Origin of the sequence: Paenibacillus sp. FSL R7-0026 (genome assembly GCF_038004485.1) — a bacterium.
In the GTDB taxonomy this organism is placed as follows: Bacteria; Bacillota; Bacilli; order Paenibacillales; family Paenibacillaceae; genus Paenibacillus; species Paenibacillus xylanexedens_A.
This window is the reverse complement of the sequence record NZ_JBBORG010000001.1, coordinates 3,883,122-3,908,037: the sequence shown is the minus strand read 5'-3', so window position 1 is coordinate 3,908,037 and position 24,916 is coordinate 3,883,122. Positions and strand designations below refer to the sequence as shown.

The 24,916-nt window shown below is 45.9% G+C and carries 21 protein-coding genes; 14 read left to right on the top strand and 7 right to left on the bottom strand.

Features of this window, described 5'->3' with window-relative positions; all coding sequences use genetic code 11:
- Positions 1-10 precede the first annotated feature (10 nt).
- The 4 genes from gyrA (at position 11) to MKY44_RS17160 (ending at position 5,372) form a co-directional block, all read left to right on the top strand.
- Positions 11-2,473, top strand: a complete 2,463-nt coding sequence (gene gyrA / locus MKY44_RS17175; protein ID WP_341007997.1) for a DNA gyrase subunit A — start codon at positions 11-13, stop codon at positions 2,471-2,473.
- A gap of 228 nt (positions 2,474-2,701) precedes the next feature.
- Positions 2,702-3,142 (top strand): MarR family winged helix-turn-helix transcriptional regulator, encoded by a 441-nt coding sequence (locus tag MKY44_RS17170; protein ID WP_036613306.1) that lies wholly within the window; start codon positions 2,702-2,704, stop codon positions 3,140-3,142.
- 275 nt (positions 3,143-3,417) lie between these two features.
- The gene (locus MKY44_RS17165) at positions 3,418-3,864 is read left to right on the top strand and encodes a MarR family winged helix-turn-helix transcriptional regulator (protein ID WP_036613308.1); all 447 of its coding nucleotides are present in this window, start codon (positions 3,418-3,420) and stop codon (positions 3,862-3,864) included.
- Positions 3,861-5,372, top strand: coding sequence for a DHA2 family efflux MFS transporter permease subunit (locus MKY44_RS17160; protein ID WP_341007996.1), 1,512 nt, complete (start codon positions 3,861-3,863; stop codon positions 5,370-5,372). Before MKY44_RS17165 ends, MKY44_RS17160 begins: the two co-directional genes overlap by 4 nt.
- 109 nt (positions 5,373-5,481) lie before the next feature.
- On the opposite strand, the gene MKY44_RS17155 is transcribed toward MKY44_RS17160, so the two are convergent.
- The 3 genes from MKY44_RS17155 to MKY44_RS17145 form a co-directional block, all read right to left on the bottom strand.
- Positions 5,482-5,826: an MGMT family protein gene (locus MKY44_RS17155; protein ID WP_341009883.1), complete on the bottom strand. Its 345-nt coding sequence runs from the start codon at positions 5,824-5,826 to the stop codon at positions 5,482-5,484.
- A 193-nt stretch (positions 5,827-6,019) separates the two neighbouring features.
- Positions 6,020-6,751 (bottom strand): RluA family pseudouridine synthase, encoded by a 732-nt coding sequence (locus MKY44_RS17150; RefSeq protein WP_341007995.1) that lies wholly within the window; start codon positions 6,749-6,751, stop codon positions 6,020-6,022.
- A 2-nt stretch (positions 6,752-6,753) separates the two neighbouring features.
- Positions 6,754-7,617: a class I SAM-dependent methyltransferase gene (locus MKY44_RS17145; protein ID WP_017687801.1), complete on the bottom strand. Its 864-nt coding sequence runs from the start codon at positions 7,615-7,617 to the stop codon at positions 6,754-6,756.
- A gap of 294 nt (positions 7,618-7,911) precedes the next feature.
- Here MKY44_RS17145 and MKY44_RS17140 point away from each other — a divergent pair, with 294 nt between their 5' ends.
- The 3 genes from MKY44_RS17140 to MKY44_RS17130 are packed head-to-tail and all read left to right on the top strand — an operon-like array spanning position 7,912 to position 9,795.
- On the top strand, positions 7,912-8,364 hold the full coding sequence (locus MKY44_RS17140) for a flavodoxin (protein ID WP_017687802.1): 453 nt from the start codon (positions 7,912-7,914) through the stop codon (positions 8,362-8,364).
- A 5-nt stretch (positions 8,365-8,369) separates the two neighbouring features.
- Positions 8,370-9,176, top strand: a complete 807-nt coding sequence (locus MKY44_RS17135; protein WP_341007994.1) for a hypothetical protein — start codon at positions 8,370-8,372, stop codon at positions 9,174-9,176.
- A gap of 52 nt (positions 9,177-9,228) precedes the next feature.
- Complete coding sequence (locus MKY44_RS17130; RefSeq protein ID WP_341007993.1) at positions 9,229-9,795, top strand: nitroreductase family protein; 567 nt, start codon at positions 9,229-9,231, stop codon at positions 9,793-9,795.
- 20 nt (positions 9,796-9,815) lie between these two features.
- Here MKY44_RS17130 and MKY44_RS17125 read toward each other — a convergent pair whose 3' ends face one another.
- A complete protein-coding gene (locus tag MKY44_RS17125; RefSeq protein WP_341007992.1) occupies positions 9,816-11,273 on the bottom strand; it encodes a 4-hydroxyphenylacetate 3-hydroxylase family protein in 1,458 nt (485 codons plus the stop codon).
- Positions 11,274-11,475: 202 nt separating this feature from the next.
- Entirely contained in the window at positions 11,476-11,628 is a 153-nt protein-coding gene (locus tag MKY44_RS17120; protein WP_076209985.1) for a DUF1540 domain-containing protein, read from the bottom strand.
- Between the two features lie 346 nt (positions 11,629-11,974).
- On the opposite strand from MKY44_RS17120, the gene MKY44_RS17115 reads away from it, so the two are divergent.
- Positions 11,975-12,787, top strand: a complete 813-nt coding sequence (locus tag MKY44_RS17115; RefSeq protein WP_341007991.1) for an AAA family ATPase — start codon at positions 11,975-11,977, stop codon at positions 12,785-12,787.
- A gap of 105 nt (positions 12,788-12,892) precedes the next feature.
- Here MKY44_RS17115 and MKY44_RS17110 read toward each other — a convergent pair whose 3' ends face one another.
- Both MKY44_RS17110 and MKY44_RS17105 read right to left on the bottom strand, forming a co-directional pair.
- Positions 12,893-14,359 carry a HAMP domain-containing sensor histidine kinase gene (locus MKY44_RS17110; protein WP_341007990.1) on the bottom strand — a complete coding sequence of 489 codons (1,467 nt, stop codon included), beginning with the start codon at positions 14,357-14,359 and terminating at the stop codon, positions 12,893-12,895.
- Positions 14,344-15,030 carry a response regulator transcription factor gene (locus MKY44_RS17105; protein WP_076250048.1) on the bottom strand — a complete coding sequence of 229 codons (687 nt, stop codon included), beginning with the start codon at positions 15,028-15,030 and terminating at the stop codon, positions 14,344-14,346. Before MKY44_RS17105 ends, MKY44_RS17110 begins: the two co-directional genes overlap by 16 nt.
- Before the next feature lie 192 nt (positions 15,031-15,222).
- Here MKY44_RS17105 and MKY44_RS17100 point away from each other — a divergent pair, with 192 nt between their 5' ends.
- The 6 genes from MKY44_RS17100 (at position 15,223) to MKY44_RS17075 (ending at position 24,910) form a co-directional block, all read left to right on the top strand.
- Positions 15,223-15,939 (top strand): YceI family protein, encoded by a 717-nt coding sequence (locus MKY44_RS17100; protein WP_341007989.1) that lies wholly within the window; start codon positions 15,223-15,225, stop codon positions 15,937-15,939.
- 256 nt (positions 15,940-16,195) lie between these two features.
- Positions 16,196-20,572, top strand: coding sequence for a glycosyl hydrolase 53 family protein (locus MKY44_RS17095; protein WP_341007988.1), 4,377 nt, complete (start codon positions 16,196-16,198; stop codon positions 20,570-20,572).
- 456 nt (positions 20,573-21,028) lie between these two features.
- Positions 21,029-22,072 (top strand): SPFH domain-containing protein, encoded by a 1,044-nt coding sequence (locus tag MKY44_RS17090; protein WP_017687811.1) that lies wholly within the window; start codon positions 21,029-21,031, stop codon positions 22,070-22,072.
- A 71-nt stretch (positions 22,073-22,143) separates the two neighbouring features.
- The gene (locus MKY44_RS17085) at positions 22,144-23,118 is read left to right on the top strand and encodes a sugar kinase (protein ID WP_341009882.1); all 975 of its coding nucleotides are present in this window, start codon (positions 22,144-22,146) and stop codon (positions 23,116-23,118) included.
- An 83-nt stretch (positions 23,119-23,201) separates the two neighbouring features.
- The gene (locus tag MKY44_RS17080; protein ID WP_341007987.1) at positions 23,202-23,915 is read left to right on the top strand and encodes a response regulator transcription factor; all 714 of its coding nucleotides are present in this window, start codon (positions 23,202-23,204) and stop codon (positions 23,913-23,915) included.
- Entirely contained in the window at positions 23,912-24,910 is a 999-nt protein-coding gene (locus tag MKY44_RS17075) for a sensor histidine kinase (protein WP_341007986.1), read from the top strand. The genes MKY44_RS17080 and MKY44_RS17075 overlap by 4 nt, the downstream gene beginning before the upstream one ends.
- Positions 24,911-24,916: the final 6 nt, after the last annotated feature.

The following is a 24,916-nucleotide window of genomic DNA, read 5'->3' as shown; positions in this document are numbered from 1 at the left end:
GGTGCTTGGAATGAGTCCATCAGAACAATTTATGCCGGCCTTTCTTGAAGAGGTCGTTGGGGACCGTTTCGGTCGCTACTCCAAATATATTATTCAGGATCGAGCCATTCCGGATGTCCGGGATGGGTTGAAGCCAGTACAACGGCGTATTCTGTACGCCATGTACGATTCAGGTAATACGCCTGACAAGACTTACCGCAAGTCTGCCAAAACCGTTGGGGACGTAATGGGTAATTATCATCCACATGGTGACTCCTCCATCTATGAGGGTATGGTGCGGATGGCTCAGCCTTGGAAAATGGGCCATATGCTCGTGGATGGTCATGGTAACTGGGGATCACAGGATGATGACCCGGCAGCGGCGATGCGGTATACGGAGGCCCGTTTGTCGCCCATCGCGATGGAGATGCTTCGCGATATCGAGAAACGGACGGTTCTGTTTAAGGATAATTTTGATAATACGGCCAAAGAACCGGTTGTATTGCCATCCCGTTATCCGAACTTGCTGGTTAATGGTGTCAGCGGTATTTCCTCCGGATTTGCAACGGAGATTCCTCCACACAATTTGCGTGAAGTCATTGATGCTTCAATCGCTGTGATGGAGAAACCGTCGATTGAGCTGGACGAAATCATGATGTTTATGAAGGGTCCTGACTTTCCAACAGGCGGATTGATTATGGGCGGTGACGGCATTCTGGATGCTTATCGCACAGGTAAGGGACGGATCTATATCCGGTCCAAAACCGAGATTGAAAATATGCGCGGTGGCAAACAGCAGATCGTCATTACTGAAATTCCTTATCAGGTCGTGAAATCTCGTCTGGTTACAGCGATGGAGAACATCCGACTTGAGAAGAAGGTTGAAGGTATTGCCGAAGTGCGTGATGAGAGCGGACGTGAAGGTCTGCGAATCGTGGTTGAGTTGAAAAAAGAAGCAGACGCACAAGGTATTTTGGCTTATTTGCTGAAGAAAACCGACCTGCAAGTCACCTATAATTTCAATATGGTTGCGATTGTGAATAAAGCACCTCACCAATTAGGATTGAAATCGATCCTCGAGGCTTACATTGCCCATCAGCGTGAGGTTGTAACATTCCGTACCCGGTTTGAGCTGGAGAAGGCGCAAGACCGTGCGCATGTGCTCGAGGGCTTGGTAAAAGCACTTAACATCCTTGACGAGGTCATTGCCGCTATCAAAGCGTCGAAGAACCGTCAAGATGCTCAAAATAACCTGATGTGGATGTTTGGATTCACGGAACGCCAAGCGGATTCCATCCTTACGTTGCAATTGTACCGTTTGACAAATCTGGAGATCAATTCTCTGGAGAAGGAACTCGGTGAACTGATGAAAAAGATTGCACAGTTACAATCCATTCTGGATAGTGACCGCAAGCTCATCGGAGTCATCCGCAAGGAATTGATGGAGATTCGTGAGAAATACGGCATAGACCGTCGTTCTGCGATCCAGGGTGAAGTGGAAGAACTTAAGGTTAATCTCGAAGTACTTGTGAATGCGGAAGATGTATTTGTTACGTTATCCAAAGAGGGATATGTGAAACGTACAGGTATGCAGTCCTTTACGCGTTCTGGTGGTGAACGGAGCGGAAGTGGTGTAAAAGACGGCGATTATATCGCTCAGGTTCTGGAAGTAAATACGCTTGAGAACTTGCTTGTCTTTACGAGGAAAGGTCAGTACTTCCTGTTACCTGTTCACCAGGTACCTGAATTCAAGTGGAAAGATCCAGGCACAGCCATTGTGAATGTCATTCCCCTTGCGAAAGATGACCGTATTGCAAGTGTGCTTGCTGTGAAATCCTTTGAAGAGCCAAATCACAGTCTGGTCTTCGTTACGCGAAGAGGACAGGTGAAACGAACGGAGCTGAAGGATTACGTTACCAAGCGTTCCGGTGCAGTTGCGGCTTGTAAAGTGGGCAAGGACGATGAAGTGTTATCTGTACATCTGAGTACAGGTGGTCAAGATATTATGCTGATTACAAAAGAAGCCATGGCCATTCGTTTCCGAGAGGATGAGGTTAATCCAATGGGACGTGTATCCGGTGGTGTTCGTGGTATTCAGTTAAGAGATACAGATGAAGTTGTATCGGCTCTATGGGTAGAAGGAGATGAAGGTGAAGTTGCCGTGTTGTCCGATCTGGGATATGGTAAACGATCATTACTTCTGGATTACGCTATACAGAGCCGTGGAGGCAAGGGGCTTGCCACATTCGAGTTCAAAGAAGGCAAACGTGTGAAACCGAATGGTAGCCGTATTGTTGGATCGTTTTATTGCAAAGAGCAACGTAAGATCACTGTAATGACCAAAGAAGGCCAAGTGTTCCCGATCTCTTCGGAAGGTGCTCCGATTACAGAGCGCAAACATATTGGCAAACTGATCGTTCATGTGGACAAACAGGACGAGATCGTTGAACTTCTAAGGGACTTCAATGAGAATCAACCAGCAGCATCTTCATAAAAACAAACAAACGAGACTTTTCGCAGAACAGCTAACCCTGTCATGTGAGGAGTCTTTTTTTGTTGTTCGAAGGCGGATTAGAAGAGGGCATTCATGCGAAGTTTAACAACCTTCGTCGATTACGGTCGATCGCTAGGAAATTGAAAAAAGGCAGCAGGAATGCGGCTTTGGAGCGCGAAAACTTAAGCAGGTGAAGTGATAACCGGTTGCAGAGAGGAGCGATGGAAGATGTATAATTCCGATTTTGCCAAGTGCTGGTCCAGGTTGACCAAAGATTATAAATTGCATATGGATCAAGAGCTGGCACCCTCATTAACGGAGGCTCAGCTGGCTGTTCTGGAGGTACTTGAAGATCATCAGAAAATGAAACCTTCGGATCTGATTCCTTATCTGTCGACTACACCAGCTGCTGTAACCATGCTGCTCGATCGAATGGAGAAGAATGATCTGATTCGCAGGAATCGGGATAATCAGGATCGACGCATTGTGTGGGTATCTCTGTCAGAGAAAGGAAGAATGGAGACAGAGCGGGGAATCACCATCCGTAATGAATTCATGAACTCTGTTCTCAGTAACATTTCGATGCACAATCAACAATTGCTGGTATATCTGTTAGGCAAAATGACAACACCCAAGACCAAGGAGCCTGCCTTATCTACTTCGGTATGATACCATCCTGATTCTTCTGAATAACCATAGGAGTGCCTGCTCGTTTCATGCAGGAGCCCTATGGTTATTTTATTTACAAATTACATATGCTACACACTGTGTCCAGGTTAGTTGAGTAAAGGCATGGATGTAACACAGTTAGTATGTCCTAATATTATTTTTGTGAATTCATATGTAAAGAGTTGACTATGTAAATATTTTTGTTATAATAAATAATTGTTCCCCTGATATTTCGTGTACGAAATATTATATTCCAAAAGTAAAAGGGTGAATCAATGACTGATACGTATGAAGTATTCTATATTATTAATTCGTTCCGCCAAGTGAATCAAATGCTTTTTCGAGCATTTTGGAATGAAAACAAGGAGATCGAGCTGACTTCGATCCAGTTTATGGTGTTATCCATCCTGAGGGAGCGTCCTTCCATTGGCATCAATGAAGTGGCTGAGCTATGTCATATGGGCAGCAGTTCCATGAGCGCTGTTGTGGAGCGACTGGTCAAAGGCGAGTATATCGTTCGGACTCGTTCGGATGCTGACCGCCGATCCGTTAAGCTTCAGATTACGGATAAAGGGGAACAGGCCCAACAGGAAACGCACCATTTGTGGATGGAAAGAGTGTCACCCATTCTGGATATATCGAAGGAAGACCTTGAGCACCTACTTAGAATTCATAGTCAAATGATTGAAAAGTTAGAAGGAAGAGAGATGAACAACATATGAGTACGACTACTGCTGCAGCTCCATCCTCAGCGATGGACAACATCAAGAAAGGCCCGATTGTAGCGGCATTGTTAATTGGTGCCTTTGTGGCATTCCTGAACCAAACCCTGATGAACGTAGCGCTTCCAAAAATTATGGATGACCTCGCGATCAATGCAAACAAAGCCCAATGGTTAACCACGGGTTATATGCTTGTCAACGGTGTACTGATTCCGATTACGGCATATCTGATTGCCAAATTTTCAACGCGTCAAATTTTCATTACAGCCATGACTCTATTTACCATAGGTACATTAGTCTGTGGTCTTAGTCCAACCTTCACCATTCTGATGGTAGGTCGTGTTATTCAAGCGGCAGGTGCAGGTATCCTGATGCCTCTCATGACCGTTGTATTCTTGACCATCTTCCCGATTGAGAAACGCGGTCAGGCCATGGGAACCATGGGGATTGCGATGATTCTGGCTCCTGCGATTGGGCCTACACTTTCAGGTTATGTGGTTGAGCATTATTCCTGGAGATTGTTGTTCTACATCATCTTGCCATTCTCTATTATTGCAACGGCAATTGGTATTGCTTTTGTCAAAAACGTAACACGTCAATCCAGACCTAAACTGGATTATCCAGGCGTTATTTTATCTACACTAGGTTTTGGTAGTTTGCTTTACGGATTCAGTGATGCGGGGACCGATGGATGGGGCAGTGCAATTGTCATTGGATGTCTCGTCGTAGGTGCGATATCCCTGATTCTGTTCGTTATTCGTCAACTGACAACAGATCATCCGCTCCTTGAGTTCCGTATTTTCAAGTACAACATGTATACATTAACAACGATTATCAACATGCTCGTGACAATGGCGATGTTTGCAGGTATGATCCTGCTTCCTATTTTCCTGCAAAACATTCGTGGATTCTCACCGATTGAATCAGGACTTCTGATGATGCCTGGTGCGATATTGATGGGGATTATGTCTCCAATTACAGGTCGCATATTTGATAAAGTGGGCGCACGCTGGCTTTCAGTTGCAGGTCTTGCCATTACGGCGATTACAACTTTTGGACTGAGTCGTCTGGCAATCGATACTACCTACGGCTACATGATGTTTATCTACACGGCTCGTATGTTCGGTATGTCGATGCTGATGATGCCAATCCAGACAGCAGGTCTGAATCAACTGCCTCAACGTCTGAACGCACATGGTACTGCGATGTCTAATACATTGCGTACAGTTGCCGGGGCGATCGGTACAGCTATTCTGGTTACTATCATGAGTAGTAAGCTCAAAACACATCTGGCGGATGCAGTGGCTGCTGGCCAAGTTGACCCTAGTGATAAGACAGCAATGATAGCTGCTACAGCAGATGCAACGATTTACGGTGTTAACTATGCATTCATCGTGGCTACCGGAATGACCGTGGTTGCTTTGATTATGGCGTTCTTTATTCGGAAAACAAAACCAGCTGTTGAGCCTGTTACTGTAGAACAGGAAAAAACGACGGCTACAGCGTAACGAATATCAGTAAAAACCAAAAAAGAGAACTCTAGCAGTTGAAAAGGGGTAACCCTTACTGCCTGAGTTCTCTTTTTTTGGTGTGCGCGATGGGAGGAGAGTGCTCTTATTATTCGGGCTGGATCGTTGGATCGATAAGAAATATAGGAGCGGGCTCATGACCGAACTGTTTGAGATTAATGGTTCCATTTAGTTGAAACTCCACACCTTCGCTGATCAGTTCTGTTTCCTGCATCATGCGCGAGTGTTCGTCCGGTATGGAGATTTCTCCTTTTGCATTGACGACACGGTGCCAGGGCAGACGTTCCTTGCGGCTCATCGAGTGCAGAATACGTACGACTTGTCTCGCGGCTCTTGGACTTCCGGCATGGGCTGCAATCTGACCGTAAGTCATCACTTTACCTTCAGGAATCGCCGCGATGATCGCAACGACTTGTTTGGTAAACGGGGTCATCATGATGTCTCCTCTCTGTATCTTAGGTATATAGCTGAAAACATAAGAAAACGCGTCGTTCAGATACAGAATCTGAACGACACGTTGTATGGACAGATGTAACCTGATCCTGTGCACTTATAGAGGTTGTTCGATAAAAATGCTTGTGATCCGATCTTCTCGGTACTGAAAACCAGTCTTTTTGAACACGTACTTATAGAGATTGTCCAAAAGCTTTTTGGTACACGGCAGCGGGCCATTCTGCCCAGGGGAATTCTCTTGCAGGCAAAGATTGCAGAATAACTTCTTCCTTGGTAACTGGATGAGGAAAAGCAGCAATCGCAGACCATAGAGCAATCTGTTGCCCGGGTTTATTCACGCTTGCGCCGTACTTCTGATCCCCGTACAGAGGGCAGCCGATTTCTTTCATTTGCACCCGAATCTGATGAGATCTGCCGGTGTGCAGTTCGATATGGACGAGGCTGTAACGGTCTGTCTCGCCGATAACACGGTAATCCAGAACGGCATCCTTACCGCCAGCCGTACCTTTAGGGACAACAGTAACGGTATTTGTACGTGCATCTTTCAGGAGTGTGTGTTTTAACGTTCCCTGCTGTGCAGGCAACTTGCCGTGTACAACAGCCGCATATATTTTACGGAAATGGCGTCCCCGCACAGTCTCGGACAATCTCGAAGCTGCTTTGGAAGTCTTGGCAAAAATCATTGCCCCTCCAACAGGACGATCAAGTCGGTGTACTAACCCGAGATAAACATTGCCAGGTTTGTTGTATCGTTCTTTCAGATCCTGCTTCAGCAATGTAAGCAAATCCGGATCACCTGATGCATCTTCCTGGGTAGGTACATTGACCGGCTTTGTAATACCTAACAGATGGTTGTCTTCGAATAGAATAGGAATTGCATCGTGATCATGCCGATGTTCTGACATGATTAAGACTCCCAACGGCCCAGAATACCACAAGGCAGATCCAGACCACTACGTGTGATTGGCAGACCAATTTCACCTGCAGTAATGTCACCACCGTACTGAGCAGACATCGTCATGGTCAACATGTTGCGCAGAACCGTAGAGGAAATGCCCGTAGTGTAGGAGTTAACCAGCATGAATAATGGATTATCCGACAAGATCGTCATACACGACTTCAAGAAAGGATATAGGTTCTCTTCCAGTTTCCATGTCTCTCCATTAGGGCCACGGCCATATGAAGGAGGGTCCATTATAATAGCGTCGTAACGATTTCCGCGACGTTGTTCCCGTTGTACGAATTTGAATACATCATCTGTAATAAAACGAACAGGGCGATCAGCCAGTCCGGATAATTGAACATTTTCCTTGGCCCATTGAACCATGCCTTTAGCTGCATCCACATGCACAACAGAAGCGCCTGCGTAAGCTGCGGCTACCGTTGCTCCGCCTGTATAGGCAAACAGGTTCAAGACAGAAATAGGGCGTCCAGCATTGGAGATTTTATCCATCATCCAGCTCCAGTTGGCAGCTTGTTCAGGGAACAGGCCAGTGTGCTTAAAGCTGGTAGGTTTAATGTGGAATTTCAGGTTTTCGTATCCGATCGTCCATCGCTCGGGAATGGGCTTTTTCATATCCCAGTTACCGCCACCGGAAGAGCTGCGATGATAGTGACCATGCACCTGACGCCATTCATTGGTTTCTTGCTCAAGGGGCCAGATAATCTGTGGATCGGGTCTGCGTAAAATCACATCTCCCCAACGCTCCAGTTTCTCGCCGCCTCCTGTATCGATTACTTCATAGTCCTTCCAATTCTTAGCTACGTACATAATGATTTATCCATCCTTCAAAAGTCATTTGGATACTATTGTACAACAAAAAAGGGCTTGGACGCCAGTTGGGGGACGGGATCATTGGAGGATGGTATTACATCTGACCTTTAAAGGGTGAAGTATGTTTAGCTGTGTTGAAAGACAATGTGCGCCATATACTGAAAAACAAAGATAACCAAAAAATTAATTTGACAATGATAATCATTATCACATATGATTTTGTTAATCAAAAATTCATTCTTTCTTCATAGAGAGAATATAACATGATCAAATAAAGTGAGGGAAAAATAGATGGCTAAATTGTTAGTGGCTTATGCGAGCATGACAGGAAATACAGAAGAAATTGCAGAACTGATTGTGGAAGGAATTACACAGGGAGGCCACGAGGCAGACCTGAAATCCGTAACGGATTGTAATGCATCCGATGTATTGGACTATGACGGATTCATGATCGGTGTGTACACCTGGGGAGACGGGGAGTTGCCAGATGAATTCCTTGATTTCTATGAGGAGCTGGATGAGCTTGACCTGAGTGGTAAGAGGGCTGCGGTGTTTGGTAGTGGTGACACCTCGTATGAGCAGTTCTGCGGTGCAGTTGATCTCGCGGCTGCCAAGCTGCAAGAGCGTGGGGCGGAGGTATCTCCAGAGATGTTGAAAATTGAATATAGTCCTCTTGAGCAGGAGAAAGAAACATGCCGTGACTTTGGCAAACGCTTCGCTGCTGCCGGATTACAGGTGTCCTAAAAATCATGTTAAGACATAATGTTCAGGCAGCGATGCCAGTCGGAAGGAATGATCTTCCTGGACGTCTGCTTGAAGATTACAGATTGGAAGAAATGCTGCGCAGCCCACACCGATTCATCCGCCCTGAACCAGTGTCTGAGCAGCGTCTTCCACTGCAATGGAGGCACCGTGTACAATATGCGGTGAGCCATGCGGTCAATGCCTTTTACAGTCTCGACCCCGATGTTCGCAAAGAGGTACCCATACAGTATTTACTTGAGAAGTGGTGGCCCAGAAAGACGGATGGTTTCGAATCTGTTCTCCATTACTGGGATGTGAAGAACAAGATTACGGATGAATTGTCACTCGCCATTGCAATGAACGATGATCTGAAGCATCCAGCCATTCTTTTTGAACAGTGGAGAACGGAGTTACCTTCATTATCCATGCATTTATCGATGATATTTCAGGCGGCTTGGCAACCAGAAGGCTGGGATTCGTTGCTTATTCAGAAATATATGGTTGTCCATGATCCAAACGTAGTTGAGGCATTTCAGCATATGGTCAGTGCATTCTGCTGGGAAGCCTTCGGAAAATTACCGGGTATGATCGAGATATACTGCTTGTTGGAAGGACGTAAAATTAGGTACATCCCTGGACGCCAGTCTCTGATACGTTCCATGGATTACATTCGCTTGATACGTGACAGCATGCCGCAAGCAGAAGTGGTGGAGTCAGAACAGTTTACGACGCGTGATAAAGCGCGCATCCACGAAGAGGTGGATCGCTGGAGAACGGAAGCCATTGAACCTAAGAAAACATGGTTGATGTGAAGACAGTCGAAGGATAATGATAAATCATACACATAGAGGAGGGGAAGTTGCCATGTCTACCGGTCTAAGTCAAGATATAAGCAGCGGCAAGAGACGTGCAGGAACTTGCGAATTCAGTCCGTTGCCAGTACCCCAGTCGGTTATACGAAAGTTGCTTGATGAAGCAGATCCTTCATTATATGTAATGTGTTCAGAACCTTGGAGGTTTATGTTGTTTGCAGGCGAAGGACGACAGCTTTATCTGGAAGCGGTCAGACAGAGCTATCCACCCCATCTGGCTGATCGCTACGGCGATTGGGCTACATATCAATACACGGAAGCAATTCCAACCCATCTGGTTGTCGTGGCGCCTAGAAATGCCCGTGAGGATGATCTTCTGCCGGCCAAAGCCTGGAGCAAACGCTTTAGTATTCTGGCTGCGGAACAGGGGTTGAATGCTGTCTGGAAGATCAATGATTATCAACAACATCCTGTGTTTATGAATTTGATGGGTTTGACAAGTGAAGAGAAGGTGCTGGGGGTATTCCATATCGGTTACGGAGACCAGCCTGCATTGCGGGATATGGATGCAAGCAGACCAGCCTCTGAACTGATGACGGTTTATGACCATCTGGTATAAAAAAAGATTCATTAGTTCTCTTATTTGCTGGTGTTAAATAGAAAATCACGAACGAGCTGACGATTCGTCTGATCTTTGTTGTAGACAGAGAACAACCGATTGGATACCGTAAGGACATTGCCAAAAAAGAATCGTTCGAATTGGGTCTGTCTGCCCCCGAATGAACCAGACCCAAGCTCCCAGATCAGGCGGAACAGAGCGTTGCGTTCGTGAGAAACCATATCGTTCCCTTTCAAATATATATTCAGTGAAGGAGCGATATCGGATTGGAACTCTTCTTCCTGAGGGATCATAATAACCCCGCTTGAACCCAAGAGTTGCAGAATTTCAATCATCTCAGGATAAAGTTTCGGAAAGAGGAGATTGGCTGCCATCAACGGTTTGGGTGCAGGTAATACAAATCCTCTTCCGTCAGGTATGGCACCTGCCTCCGCCGCCAATGCCAATGCTTTTAACGATTCAAGACCTGCGAACACACGTGCAGATTTCTCTATAACATGTGCTTCCGTATTCAGATCCAGCGTATCCGTGAGAAGCTGGATTGTACCGAGAACAAATTCCGTCTTGGCAATATAACGACACAATACCTGATGACCTGCGTGAATATGAAAGTTGCTACCACTGAAGAGACGCGAGGACATTTCCTCACTTCCTGCAAAAAATATCCGTTCATGCGGAACAAGCACCCGGTCAAAGATGACGATATTGTCCATTTCTTCATATCTGGAACTCAGAGGATAGTTGGTGTGAGATTCGGCTGCGTAGGTATCCCTGCATACCAGACTGATTCCTGGGAGATCATTGGGGACAGCAAAAGAGAATGCAAATGGATTTTCGTCATCAAATGGGGCAGGAGAAGGTGACGGATAGACAAAAATCTCATCCGAAGTGGCCGCTTGTGTAGCCATCATGAATGCTCCGCTAATAATGAGACCTTCTTCGGTACGATCGACGACCTTTGCGGCAATAGCATCCTCAGTGGCATCCAATTGCCCTGACATTTTGCTGGCATATGGCTGAATGAAGGCATGGGATAGCGTAATATCATGATCGCGGCAGTAGGCATAATAATTCTTGAGATTTTCTGCATATTGGGGAGATAGTTCGTTCAGGAGATCGGCACCTGTGTAAAAGGACATTATGGCTGTATTCATGTAATCGGGTGAGCGACCAAGAAAACCATGATGCACATTTGCCCAGATATTCATCCCTTCCCGTCGTTTACGGAGGTCGTCGGCACTGGTTGGAGGCAGGAAGGATATGCCCACAGGTTTGCCGTCTGCCGGGGAGGCATACGTCATCGTTTCTGCAAATTTAGGATCAGATTGCAGATCATACATGTACATTTGAGTCTCCATCAAACCAGCAAATGCTACATGTTCAGAGCGTTTTCCAGTAATAAGATTACCTTTGTACCAGCAAGGGACGGACTGTGCATCAATTCGTTCGCGATACTGTGTGCCACTTTTAACAGGCATTATTATTCACCTCTTGGTTCTAATCGTTCATGGGCATACTGACTTCTTACGTAGTGTACGTAGGTCATCTGTCCAATGTGCATTGAAGAGGTGAGAAGGATTTTTACAGAATAGGGCTTGATAATAATTATCATTCTTGTTACAATAGACAAAGAAAAAAGGAACCGGTAAGGGCTCCTTTAAGTGGATCACATGAGTTTACTTATTTTACTTCAAAAGTCTTACAGTCTGTTTCAGCAGACTGACTTGCTTCTTTGTTACTGTGACTCACGATGTAGATCGAAGAAGCGTTACATTTGTTCTCTTGAGCCCAGTGACGACAGGAATTAACTTCACACAATACGTCTTTTGCCATGATTGTTAACCTCACTTTAATTGGATTACAGTCGTTGGTATAAAGAATCCGGATATAACAAGTTGCCGCTTGCGAATCTGGAAAATTTTTGCTCTCTCACGAAATTCGGAGGGCTTTTTTGCGTTATACACAACGATGCATATTTAGAATAGCAAATTTTATTGAAGCTTGCAACCAAATGACTTCCTTCTGTGGCAAAATAGTGTACGTGCTGTGGTTATATTTGCAAAAAGGCAGTAGTATGTTATTATTTAATAGTAATAATTACGATTAAAAGTCTGATTGATTCTATATAACTTGAACTAAACATTTACACGAAACCATAAATGAAGGAGCATGTGTTTACATGAGCAAAATAAACCATATGAACCGGATTCCCCGCGCGAAAGGGATCGATATGGCTGCTTTTTACACGCCAAAAGAGTGTAGGCGCAAAGCCCAGCATATTGTATTTTTTGCTGAAAATGAACGCATCATTAATGAATTTGTCACCATTCTGGGCATGAAAGAGAAGTTCAGAGAGCATGATGTATCAATCCCCAACAAAATGGTCATGTTCGGGCCACCCGGTACGGGAAAAACATTAACAGCTTCATATCTGGCGGAGCGTCTGGATCTGCCATTGGTTCTCGTGAGATTAGATGCAATCATTCATAGCCATCTTGGGGAGACGGGGAGTAACGTACGTAAGTTATTCGAATATGCACGAATGAATCCCTGTGTGTTATTTCTGGACGAATTTGATGCCATAGGCCGGACACGTGAGAGCAATGATGAAGTGAAGGAGATGGCGCGTGTCGTCAATACGTTATTGCAATGTCTGGACGAATTCGATGGGAACAGCATTCTGGTAGCTGCAACGAATCTGGAAACCCAACTGGATCACGCCATCTGGCGGCGGTTTGATACGAAGATGACCTATGGTATGCCAGATGATGCAAGTCGCAGATTGTATATCAGCAAGTTGGTGGGATCATTTGAACAGGAGACTCGGCTGGAAGATTACATATGTGAACGCTTGGCAGGGTGCAGTTATGCGGATATAGAGCAGATTGTTTTGAAAGCAAAGCGGAAAGCGATCATTGCCAGTAGTACACTTCATAAGCAACTGATCTCGGATGCTTATGATGAATACAGGCCACGTGTCTTAGAGTGTTGACTGCTTCCGTTTTGGATAGTTTGGATAAAGCATCAAGGAACAACGCTGAAATAGCCCAGTCTCCTGAATGGAATCCTGGGCTATTTGTCATGTTAGCATGTTGCGTTACACTTTAACGGCTGCTCCGTATGCTTTTTCTGTATTCATGGCTTCTTGTGTTGCAGTCCAGCGTGGCAGGCTTAATCTGAACATGCTGCCTTCCGGGCTGCTGGAGACAAGTGTCAGTTCACCGCCCTGTTCCTGAGCGAGTAGGCGGCTATATGTTAATCCTAGGCCCAGGCCACGGTTACGACGTTTCTTGAGCTCCCCACGATAGAAGCGTTCGAAGATTTTGGGTTGGTCTTCAGCTGCGATACCTGTGCCGTTGTCCTTGACATCAACGTACAGCATCTGTTCTTCTGCATGTAGATAAATATCGAAGACAGCCTTTTGTTCAGGAGCTGTGGCATGAAGTGCATTATTGAGCAGATTAACAATGATCTGCTGAATGCGGAGAGCATCCCCCATGGTAAAGAAGTTGACTGGAGGGGAGTGCAGCTGAACCTCTGGCATTTTGTCCTCATAGGCAATCTTCCACTGATAGATGATCTCACCGACCAACAGCTTCAGATCCGTCCGTTCCTTGCGAACAGCAACACTTCCTGCAGCCATGGCGTTATAGTCAAGTAAATCTGCGACCATACGCTCCATACGTTCAGACTCCTTCAAAGCGATATCCAAAAATTCTTTCCCTTCCTGTGGACTCACGACATCGTCACGTACTGCCATAACGAGCCCCTTGATGGAAGTTACCGGTGTCTTGAGTTCATGACTGACCCCTGCCAGCGAGAGTGTACGCCATTCTTCGAGTTGTCGGAGACGAGTCGCCATATCTCGAAATGAATTTACAAGTTCATTGATCTCACGTTCTCGTGTATTCAAGTCAAGGCTCACATCATAATTGCCACCTCGAATCTGCTCAGCGGCATAGGCGACCTGACGAATCGGTCTGGATAACTTATTGGACAGGAGATAGATTGTAAACCATCCACAGAGGATTAGTCCTCCGAGGATTAGAGCTACGAGCCATATCGTCTCTGGACCAAATGTAATGGATTGTTTGGACTGCATGACCCACACTTTACCCAAGGTTTGATCGCCCTCGGATATGTTGACCGTTACACCTGCATATTTGTTGTTTCGAGGTTCAAGATAGTCGTCTGACAGTCGATAATGTACATCTTTTTGCTCCATTTTAGGCTGGGAAAAGATTAATTGATTGTTATTGTCCAAGATCATGACACAAAAATAATGATCTGTATTAAATAATTTCTCTCGCTTGGTTACCAGTCTGTCAAGATCGGGTGGAACCCGAAGCATATTATTTTCACTGGTCACATGATCGGCAATCTCCAGACCAAGCAGTTCTGCGGTTTTGAGGCTTTTTTCAATAGAAGTTGTTCGAATCCAGTAGAGTGCCCCTGCCGCAATAATCGTGAAACCAATGCACAAAATGAGAAAATATCGCAGTGTCCAGTGTGACAGAATGGATATCGTCCGTTTGTTTTTTTTCTGTTTCAGTTGGCGATCCAAAATTGATACCCCATTCCTCGCAACGTCCGAATTTCTCCCGTATCTGGCGACCAGTGGGAGAGGGCTTGACGTAGTCGTTTAATCGAAAGATCCACAGCACGATCACTGCCATCGTAGTCCATCCCCCATACCTGTTCAATAAGATGATCTCTGGTAAATGTACGATTCGGATAATCGGACAGGAAGAACAGTAACGACAGGTCACGAGGTGTGAGTGCAACCTCTGCACCGTTCAGCAGCACCTGCTTGGCAGCAAGATCAATGACGAGATTTCCAAAGGAACGCTTCTCTTCGCCACCAGAGGTCCAATGTGGATTACGGCGCAACACCGCATTAACTCTGGCGACCACTTCTTCCGGTACAAAAGGTTTGCTCATATAATCGTCAGCACCGGCATTTAGTCCGTTGAGACGGTCTGAAATGTCATCCAGTGCAGTTAGCATGATCACGGGACAAGCACTTTTTTCACGAATAATCCGCAGCAGATCCCATCCGTCCATTCCTGGCAGCATCACATCAAGTAATACAAGGGAAGGCGTTACGGTATCAAAAAGGGTAAGTGCAGTCGGGCCATCTGCTGCATGATGAACTTCAAATTCTGCTTTTCTCAGATAAGCAGCCAATACTCGTGCAATAGCTTGCTCATCCTCGACGATAAGTATGGATTTCAAGAAAAGCGTTCTCCTTTCGCTTTGTAAACTTGTACTGATTTTACATGAGCCAGAGCGTAAAGCCAATCCTGTATTACGGATTTGAAAAAAATATGTGACTTGTCTTATCTTGACTTCTTCCTGACACATTCAATTGATATGATTCACTCCAAGAAGCAACCTAAACAATCATGTACTGGAGGAAACATAGAGATGAACAAGAAAGCAAAAGCATGGCTTATTACAGGTGTAGCGGCGGTTGCCGTAATCGGTGGCGGTGGTTACTATATCACAAACAGTTACTTGGGGAACAACGTGGAGATTGAGCAGGTGCTCCCTGCGAGCACAGCGACATCCACAACAGCTGTAGATAGCACAGGAACGCCTGTAGCCAATGAAACTGCTGGAGCAGAGCAACTGAACGGAGACTGGAGCATCAGCGAAGGTTCCAAAGTATACTTCTCCGTAACCACTTCACAGGAGACGGTTAATTTTGTGGACGATCAGGTAACAGGGAATTGGACAATTAATGTAGACGATGCTGCTCAGATGAAGGCAGAAGGACAGATCGAGATGGACGGAATTGATTCCGGGAATGGACAGCGTGATGGTCACGTGAAGCAAGCCGATTTCTTCGACGTTGCTACATATCCACAAGCTACATTTACAGCAACTTCATTTGAAGGGGTTCCTGCGGAATGGCCTGTCGGTCAAACGGTTGATATCAAAATGAATGGTACCATTAAGGTTAAAGGTATTGAAAAAGAAGTGACATTCGATGCAAAAGCCGCTTATGAGAATAACGAAGTGTTGTTGTCGGCAACATCCATGGTAACGTTCGAAGATTTCGGAATGGAAAATCCACACTCCGTGGTGCTCTCGACTGAAAATGACATTCAGGTACAGCTTGAATTGAAACTTACCAAATAAGTGTAGTAACGTTCATATACCTAAAAATCTGTTCTGTTCTACCTTCCGGTGGACGGACAGATTTTTTTGCTTTCTGTAGCAAGATAGTGTGATTAATAGCTCAAATGTAACTGTCACAGGAGCATATTGTTAAAATAACTGCTGTTTCCTTTGGATTATGCCGTGTCGCCTATCACTATTAAGCGCTTACAATGAGGAGGATTCATAACATTCATTGATCCATGCACAATCAAACACAAAAAGGGGGAGATCAAGAGTGAACAAAAGGTACATAAGCGGGTGTCTGGTGTTACTGATGCTATTCTGTGATCTGGGACTGATGGTTCGTCCAGCGGCTGCAGAAGATGCAAAAGTGAACGTGGCACTTAACAAGGCCGTTAAGGTAAGCACAGAATATTTGGAGTGGGGAAGTAAGAAGGAGCACTTGGTTGATGGTAAAAGTGACACGCATTGGGCTGCTACGGCGGGAGTGACAACGGAACAACCACAGTGGGTCATGATTGATCTGGGTGAGGACTACAATCTGTCCGGAGCGGAAATAACGTGGAGAGAAAACACGGTTGTGAAATATATGGTAGAAACATCTGCTGACCAGCAGGCATGGACCAACGTTGCTGATCAAAGTGAAAATGCAGATGCCAAACAGATCGCTGATCTGACGTTCGAGCAGAATGATGTACGATACATCAGACTGAACATCTCCTTTTACAAGGGTGAGGGAGTCTGGCCAGAAATATTGGAGTTCAAAGTGTGGGGAGAAGCAGAAGGAACTGAACCAGCCAATATTAAAGGATATGATGAGATCGAAGTGAGAACGGTGACAAGAAGTGCGCCAATTCTGCCTAATCTGGTAAAAGCATGGTACCAGAATGGAAAATCAGGAATGGTTCCAGTGGAATGGGACAGTATTGACCCTTCAGAGTACGCACATGCGGGCAGCTTTACCGTGACAGGTGCGGTATATGGTGCGCCTCCAGAGCCTCAGCTTAAAGCTAAGGTGATCGTTGAGGGATATCGTGAAGACTATGTTAGAGGTGTCGATATTTCCACGTTAACCGCCATTGAGGCTAAAGGCGGAAAATATGTGGACAGCAACGGTACACAGCGTGATTTGCTCGATATTCTCAAGGATCGTGGTGTCAATTACGTACGCCTTCGTCTATGGAATGACCCGCAGAAATCCGGGGGCTATAACGATAAGAAAGATGTAATTGAGCTAGCCGCACGGGTGAAAGCAAAAGGAATGAAAGTGCTGCTTGATTTCCATTATTCTGACGAGTGGGCTCATCCGGGACAGCAACTTCGTCCTAAAGCTTGGGAAAGTTATACTTTCGATCAATTGAAACAAGCTGTATATGATTATACGTATGAAGTTGTAAGTGAGATGAAAGCCGAAGACGCTATGCCTGATATGGTGCAGATCGGTAACGAAATCAACAGTGGTCTTCTGAACGGCTTGAGCAGTGACGTGGATTTCAACGAAAATGTTGCCTTGCTGAAAAGCGGAGTCGATGCTGTACGTGCAGTAGAAGGAGAGATGACCGATAACGCGGATAAGGTGAAGATTATGATCCATCTGGCTGAAGGTGGCAAGGTGGATACGTTCAAATGGTACTTTAAAGAGTTAAGTGATGGCGGACTGGACTATGACATTATCGGACTGTCGTATTACCCGTTCTGGCATGGGACGTTTGCGGATGTACAGAAAACGATGAACGAAGTGTCAGTCGAGTTTGGCAAAGATGTTATTATCGCTGAAACGTCCTATCCATTTTCCTATAAAAACGGGGATGCTCATGGCAATATCATCGGATCGGATGAAGCGCTTCATGTCGGTGGAGCAGACTTTCCCGCAACCGTTCAAGGTCAATATGATGCCATCGCCGGCATTATGGACATGATTGCGAACGTGCCGAATAATCATGGTGCAGGTTTCTTCTACTGGGAGCCAGCGTGGATTCCGGCCGGTGTAGGCTGGATTGCATCCGAAGGGAATGCTTGGGAGAACCAAGCGATGTTTGACTACGATGAATTTCCGGCTAACGGCGGGTATTCGTATGAAGGCAGAGCATTATGGTCCCTTGATGTGTACAAACGTGGATTGAGTCTTCTGCCCGCAGACCGCCAGCAACTGGATGCGGCACTTACACGAGCCAAATCATTGGTACAGACTGATTTTACTCCGGAAAGCTGGGTGACTCTGGCTCCGGCAATCTCGGCAGCGAAAGATGTATACCAACAGGCATACACGCCGGGTGGGGTGACTCAAGCGGATACAGATGCAGCGACAACAGCATTGGAACGTGTGATGCAGCAGATGCAAGTTATCGCTCCGCAACTTGACGAGCTTCGAGCCAAAATAGCGGAAGCGCGTACGTATCAGCAGGCTGACTGGTCTGCGGCCACTTGGGCGGTATTGACCAAAGCGCTGGAAGGCGCTGAGCAGGTCTTGAATGATCCAAGAGCAACACAGACGGATGCGAATACAGCGGTTAAACGTTTGGATGATGCCATTGATGGTCTATCCAATGTGGACAAAACACAACTGCACCAGTACATTCAACAAATGCAGCAGCAGACTAAATCTTCCTATACACGCCGGAGCTGGTCTGTATTGGAACAGTCTTTGCAGGCAGCGATTCAGGTCCGAGATAACAATGCTGTTGTTCAGTCTGAGGTGAATTCAGCACTGAATACGTTGAAACAAGCCTTTACTAGTCTGGTCTCTCTGGAGGCTTTAACGACGGGAAAAACGGCAACGGCTTCAAGCAGTGCAGGGACTGGAGGCAATCAAGCCAACTCTCCTGAAGGTGCAATTGACAACAACCCGAACACTTCATGGGGAACAGACCAGAGTAAGGATAGCTGGTGGCAAGTGGATTTGGGTCAGGTTGCTAACCTCCGCAAAATCGAAATGTCGATGTGGAGTGGTGGCATCAAATATACGATCGAAGTGTCCAATGATAACAAAAAATTTGTGAAAGTAGTGGACACCACAAGTGATGTTGTTGTATCGACCGCACCTAGTCATGTACTTCCAGAAGGCACGGAGGGACGTTATATTCGGGTAACGATTAAAACAGGTCCCACATGGGTAGGATTCATGGAATTTGAAGCATACGGTACGTTCCCGGCGGACAAATCTGCACTGCAAGCTACTGTAGTTAGCGCTGAGAAATTAAAGCAAACCGAATACACGACTTCAAGCTGGAATGTGTTCAGTAAGGCGCTTTCTGAAGCGAAGGCATTCATTCTGGATGTTGAATCTTCAACGCAAGATGTGAGCAATGCGGATCGTGCGTTACAAGATGCTGTGAGTAAACTTGTACGTCAAGATGTAACACCTGGCCCTGGCCAGCCATCCCAACCAAGTGTACCATCACAACCTTCCAACCCGGGAACAGCTCCAACGCCAGGGAATCCGGATGTAACCCCACCCGTTGGAGCGGGTACTGCACCGGAGAAAGGATCGATCACGGTAAAAGGAACAGCAACCGGGGATGACAAGTATTCTATTCGTCCGGATGCATCTCAATTAACTCAGGCACTGCAATCCATGGATGCAGGAAATCGTACGTTGAAACTGCTTGCAGATGTACCCGACACAGCCAAGACAGTCACATTCCAGTTGGCTGCAAGTCAACTGGCGGCATGGATTCGTTCCGAGGAAGTGAAATCCCTGGATGTAGTCGTAGGACAGACTACCGTTCGTGTTCCTCTAAAATCACTCCCGCTAACTATTGCGGAGACTGAGGGAACGTTCGACATCATAGTAGCAAAAGGATCGACAGATACATTGTCCACATCGCAAAAAGCAGCGATCGGTAATCATGCAATTGTTGATGTGAATTTGTTAATGAACAATAAGCCATTGCAATGGACAAACAGAGCAGTTGAAGTTGCTCTATCCAATGTGGAGCAACCTAAGAAGAATGATGTAGTTATGGTTGTACATTCCATATCTCCAAGTGGAGAAATGAAACCTGTTACGTATTCCAAGTACGATGATAAGACCAAAATGATGGCGTTTAAACCGCTGGAATCGGGCAGTTATGTCATTGCAGAAGTTGAAGTGCCATTACATGATCTGCAAAATTACAATTGGGCTCTCCAAGAAGTGCAGAACCTCTACGGGAAGGGAATTATTACGGGGATGAGTGCAACACGTTTTGCCCCACAAGGTGAACTGACCAGAGCACAATTTTTGCAAATGATTATTAAAGGTATTGGTGATACACGCCAGCCGGATCCATCTATTTCGATCTCAACAGATGTGAAGGAAGGGCAGTGGTATGCCGATTCAGTACGACTTGGAATTGAAATGAACATTATTCAAGGCCGAGCAGATGGAAGCTTTGGAGCGAATGAACGTATTTCACGAGAAGATATGGCCGTTATGCTGAACAGAGCACTGAAGGTTGTGCAGCGTGAGGATGCGACCAATTCTGCACAAGGAAATATCGTGTTTGTAGACAATGCTGAGATCGCCGGATATGCAAAAGAAGCTGTAGCCTCGATGCAACAACTTGGACTGCTAAATGGCATGCCTGATGGCAAGTTTGCTCCGAAAGAAACAGCGAACCGTGCACAGGGAGCTGTTGCAGTCGCCAGGCTGATGGAACAACTGTATTAGAGGTAGTTCAAAAAGCCCGCTTTTAATTATGAAGGGTGATGCTTGATGGCATTATCAACACTCATGAATAGAAAATAACGAAGCAGGTAAAGAGATCGGATCATAGGATTCGGTCTCTTTATTTTTTGTGAAAAGAGATTATATAAGTTTAACTATTGATTTACACGATAACGGAGAGGACAGAAAAAACTGAAAAAGCGAAGCGTTCGCCTTTATCACCGGATTTTACCTTTAGAAAAGGGAATCGAAAAAATCTGGGGATAACAGCGATTAGAAGGTTATTCTGTCATCGGAGTGTCAATGTAAATAATCTTTAGTTCAACTTATATAGAACGGACCCGCTTTCTTTAAATAGGCATCTAAACATTTCATTAATGTCGTATTGACAATATCGAATTCATTTGTTATCATTTCGATAATATCAAAACGACAATATTAAGAAATGGGGAATGAGCCATGTTTGGATTCCGATTTGCGAAATTTCAACCCAGTGAGTATGTCATGAAAGTGAAAAATGGTGAGGTACAACGTCAAGGTGTCGGATTGTCCTTCTATTATTATGAGCCGACCACATCGGTAGTGGTTCTACCCGTGTCCTCGGTGGATGTACCATTCATGTTCGAAGAGATTACAGCGGATTATCAGACCGTTACTGTGCAAGGGCAGTTAAGCTATCGAATAGTGGATTATTTGAAAATAACCCAGAGCCTGAATTACACGTACAATTTGCGCAAGAATCGGTATATTTCCGACGACCCCGGCAAGCTGGATCAACGGGTGATCACCACAGCCAAAGTACTGACCAAGAAACATCTGGAACAAATGCCGCTGAAAGAAGCTATTCAATCCAGTGAACGGCTGGCGAGCAGCATGAAACGCGAAGTTGTGCAAAGTGAAGAGTTGGAGAAACTGGGCGTTGAGTTGATGAGTCTATCGATACTTGCCATTCTGCCTAATAAAGAGACGATGCGTGCATTGGAAGCACAAGCGCGGGAAGAGATTTTGCGTCAGGCAGATGAAGCGCTCTATGTGCGTCGCAATGCCTCCATTGAACAGGAAAGACGAGTGAAAGAGAACGAACTTAACACCGAAATTGCCGTAGAGACAAAAAAACAGCAAATTCGTGAGACCCAATTGCAGACAGAACGCTCGGTGAAACAGAAACAAAATGAGATGGAGCAGGAGCAGCTTCAGTTTAATACAGCGATGGAGGAACGTAAGCAGCAACTGATTGAGTTAACCATTGCCAATCACAATGCCGAAGCAGATGCTAAAGCGTATGAGATTGCTGCCGTGATGAACTCATTGCAAAATGTACAGCCAAATGTACTGCAAGCAATGGCGAATATGGGCATGAATTCTGATAAGCTGATCGCACTAGCGTTCCAGGAACTGGCTGAAAATGCAGGCAAGATTGGGCAACTTAATATCTCGCCAGATCTGTTGCAGGGATTGATGTCTCCTGTGCAGGGCAGAGATCAGGGAGGTCGAGCGAGATGAGATTAGGAAGAAGAGAGCAAGCAGAGCAGGCAGGGAAATCTGTACGTCAGCAGACTGCGGCAGATGATCGAATGAGCGAACATAAACTGATTCTGGTGAAGCGCCGGACCAGACTGGAAGAGTTGGTGGTTCGATATAACACGGTGCAGCAAGCGCAGTTCTATATTGAACGTCTGGGCGCTGACTTCAGTGATTATATGGAGGAAGACCGTCGTTATCGGCTATCTGTGCAGCAGGCGCAGCAGCAACTAGGGCAATTGGGACGGGTTCAGACGATTGATCGAGAACATGTGCCCAATTTTATCTTTGGAGAGCAAGATATCGTGGTCGTGGTTGGACAGGATGGGCTTGTAGCCAACACCCTCAAATACGTAACCGAGCAGCCGCTCATCGGGGTGAACCCGGACCCGATGCGGTGGGATGGCGTGTTATTACCTTTTACCGTGGAGGATCTGAGCTTCATTGTTCCTGATGTCATTCGAAAGCAACGAACCTTGAAAGAAGTCACTCTCGCCAAAGTGGAACTCAATGATGGGCAGTATCTATATGGTGTGAACGATCTGTTCATTGGTCGGAAGACGCATGTATCGGCCCGTTATGAAGTGCGTTTGGGTTCATCCGCAGAACAACAATCCTCCAGTGGTATCATTGTATCCACAGGCATGGGATCAACAGGCTGGTTCAAAAGTGTGCTGGCGGGAGCCACCGGGATTGTTGGGTCAGCTGCATGGCAGAACATGAATTCCGAAGCTGAGGTAGCTACAGCATCCGCATCCATTCATGGAAGCAGGCAAGAGTTGAATCATTTTAACTGGGATGCGCCTTACTTATATTTTTCAGTACGTGAACCGTTTCCGAGCCGAACGACAGCGGCCAATCTGGTGTTTGGACAGATTCATTCGAAGCAGCCATTGCACATTGTATCCCAGATGCCAGAGGATGGTGTGATTTTCAGTGATGGGGTCGAGCAGGATTTTCTTGAGTTTAATTCAGGGGTGGAAGCTATCATTGGTTTGGCAGAGAAGAGGGGGCGTCTCGTGGTCTAAACCTTTATTTTCAAGCCGTTTCCGACTAGAATGGGTAACTAGATGTGATACACTGACGTCAGGAAACGGAAAGAGGGTTAACGATGCAGTCGATATTGTTGGTTGAAGATGATGCCAAGCTTGCAGGATTGCTGGCGGCTTATCTGACCCGAAATGGATTTCAGGTACAGGTCACAGATGATTTCCGTCATGTATTGGATGAATTTGTGAAGATGGAACCGGATCTGGTGCTGATGGATGTGAATTTGCCTCAATACGATGGCTACTATTGGTGCAGACAGATACGCACACACTCCATATGTCCCATTTTATTCATATCGGCTCGTGATAGTGGTATGGATCAGATTATGGCGTTGGAACATGGCGCGGATGATTATATTACGAAACCTTTTCAATATGAAGTCGTTCTTGCCAAAGTGCGTAGTCAGCTGCGCCGAGCCTATGGTTCTTACGCTGCTGTGCAGCAGGAAGCAAAGGTGCAGAACGGTCCCATGATCCTCTATCCTGAGCGATTCGTATTGGAATATGATGAACGCTTAACAGAGCTGACACAGAAGGAAGCCATACTGGTGGAAGCGCTGATGGCGAAGGCAGGGCGAGTGGTCAGCCGGGAAAAATTACTTGAACAGATGTGGGAAGATCAGCATTTTATCGATGATAATACGTTGAATGTATATATTACACGTGTACGCCGAAAGTTGAAGGAACTGGGTGCAGAAGAGATTTTGGAGACGGTTCGCGGAGCGGGTTATCGTGTGCTGGAACTGGATTCGTCCGCACAGGGGAAAGGGAAATGAGACTTTTCCTGAAAGACCACCTGATGTTAGTCGGATTTTATGTGTTACAGATGCTGCTGGTTCCGTGTGTCTACTGGCTCTCTGGTGAGGGCCGTCCGATGAAGATTGTCCTTTATGGCATGCTGATCAGTACCGTGGTATTGATGGTTTATCTGGTCACTCGTTACTTCCAGCTACGAGCATATTATCATCTCCTTGAACAACCACGTAAACGGGTAAACGAGCCTATTCAAACGCTTGGAAATTCGGTCGTGGCGGAAGCCATCCAGGAATTGTTACATGAACTGGAGCGTAATCGGCAGAACGAGATGGGTCAGTTACGTACTAGCAAGGAACAGCAGGTGGTATTCATGAATCGCTGGGTTCATCAGATGAAGACACCGTTGTCTATTATTCAACTGACCTTGGAAGATGTGGAAGATGAGACAGCTGGCAGCATTCAGGATGAGCTGGATAAAATGCGCAAAGGACTTGAAATGGTCTTGCATTCATCACGACTTGAACAATTTGAAGGGGATTTTCGTGTAGAGCTGCTGTCTCTGCATGAGGTACTTCGGAGCAGTATAGCGGAGAACCGACGTTTGTTTATTCGCAGAGGCATTACGCCGGATATCCGTATGGAGGGCGACCTTCAGATATACAGTGATTCCAAGTGGCTGCGGTTCATGTTCACCCAGATCCTGACCAATGCCGTGAACTATTCCGATAGCAAATCAGGCAAAAAAGTCATCATTACCGGCTATAAACAGGAAGAACGTACAATCCTGGACATTCAGGATGAGGGAATCGGCATCTCGTCCGAGGATATTCATCGCGTGTTTAATCCCTATTTTACAGGTGAACGGGGCAGACAATACCATGAATCTACGGGAATGGGATTATATCTAGTCCGTGAGATCAGTGCCCGCCTGGATAACCGTGTGGAGTTGTTTTCGGAACCCAATGAGGGAACGTTGGTCAGATTCAGCTGGGTTCATACGAAATATCCGAAGTGAAAAGTG

Coding starts and splice junctions, on each gene's coding strand:
- gyrA (WP_341007997.1), top strand. CDS start 11: ATGAGTCCATCAGAACAATTTATGCCGGCCTTTCTTGAAGAGGTCGTT.
- MKY44_RS17170 (WP_036613306.1), top strand. CDS start 2,702: ATGTATAATTCCGATTTTGCCAAGTGCTGGTCCAGGTTGACCAAAGAT.
- MKY44_RS17165 (WP_036613308.1), top strand. CDS start 3,418: ATGACTGATACGTATGAAGTATTCTATATTATTAATTCGTTCCGCCAA.
- MKY44_RS17160 (WP_341007996.1), top strand. CDS start 3,861: ATGAGTACGACTACTGCTGCAGCTCCATCCTCAGCGATGGACAACATC.
- MKY44_RS17155 (WP_341009883.1), bottom strand. CDS start 5,826: ATGACCCCGTTTACCAAACAAGTCGTTGCGATCATCGCGGCGATTCCT.
- MKY44_RS17150 (WP_341007995.1), bottom strand. CDS start 6,751: ATGTCAGAACATCGGCATGATCACGATGCAATTCCTATTCTATTCGAA.
- MKY44_RS17145 (WP_017687801.1), bottom strand. CDS start 7,617: ATGTACGTAGCTAAGAATTGGAAGGACTATGAAGTAATCGATACAGGA.
- MKY44_RS17140 (WP_017687802.1), top strand. CDS start 7,912: ATGGCTAAATTGTTAGTGGCTTATGCGAGCATGACAGGAAATACAGAA.
- MKY44_RS17135 (WP_341007994.1), top strand. CDS start 8,370: ATGTTAAGACATAATGTTCAGGCAGCGATGCCAGTCGGAAGGAATGAT.
- MKY44_RS17130 (WP_341007993.1), top strand. CDS start 9,229: ATGTCTACCGGTCTAAGTCAAGATATAAGCAGCGGCAAGAGACGTGCA.
- MKY44_RS17125 (WP_341007992.1), bottom strand. CDS start 11,273: ATGCCTGTTAAAAGTGGCACACAGTATCGCGAACGAATTGATGCACAG.
- MKY44_RS17120 (WP_076209985.1), bottom strand. CDS start 11,628: ATGGCAAAAGACGTATTGTGTGAAGTTAATTCCTGTCGTCACTGGGCT.
- MKY44_RS17115 (WP_341007991.1), top strand. CDS start 11,975: ATGAGCAAAATAAACCATATGAACCGGATTCCCCGCGCGAAAGGGATC.
- MKY44_RS17100 (WP_341007989.1), top strand. CDS start 15,223: ATGAACAAGAAAGCAAAAGCATGGCTTATTACAGGTGTAGCGGCGGTT.
- MKY44_RS17090 (WP_017687811.1), top strand. CDS start 21,029: ATGTTTGGATTCCGATTTGCGAAATTTCAACCCAGTGAGTATGTCATG.
- MKY44_RS17085 (WP_341009882.1), top strand. CDS start 22,144: ATGAGCGAACATAAACTGATTCTGGTGAAGCGCCGGACCAGACTGGAA.
- MKY44_RS17080 (WP_341007987.1), top strand. CDS start 23,202: ATGCAGTCGATATTGTTGGTTGAAGATGATGCCAAGCTTGCAGGATTG.
- MKY44_RS17075 (WP_341007986.1), top strand. CDS start 23,912: ATGAGACTTTTCCTGAAAGACCACCTGATGTTAGTCGGATTTTATGTG.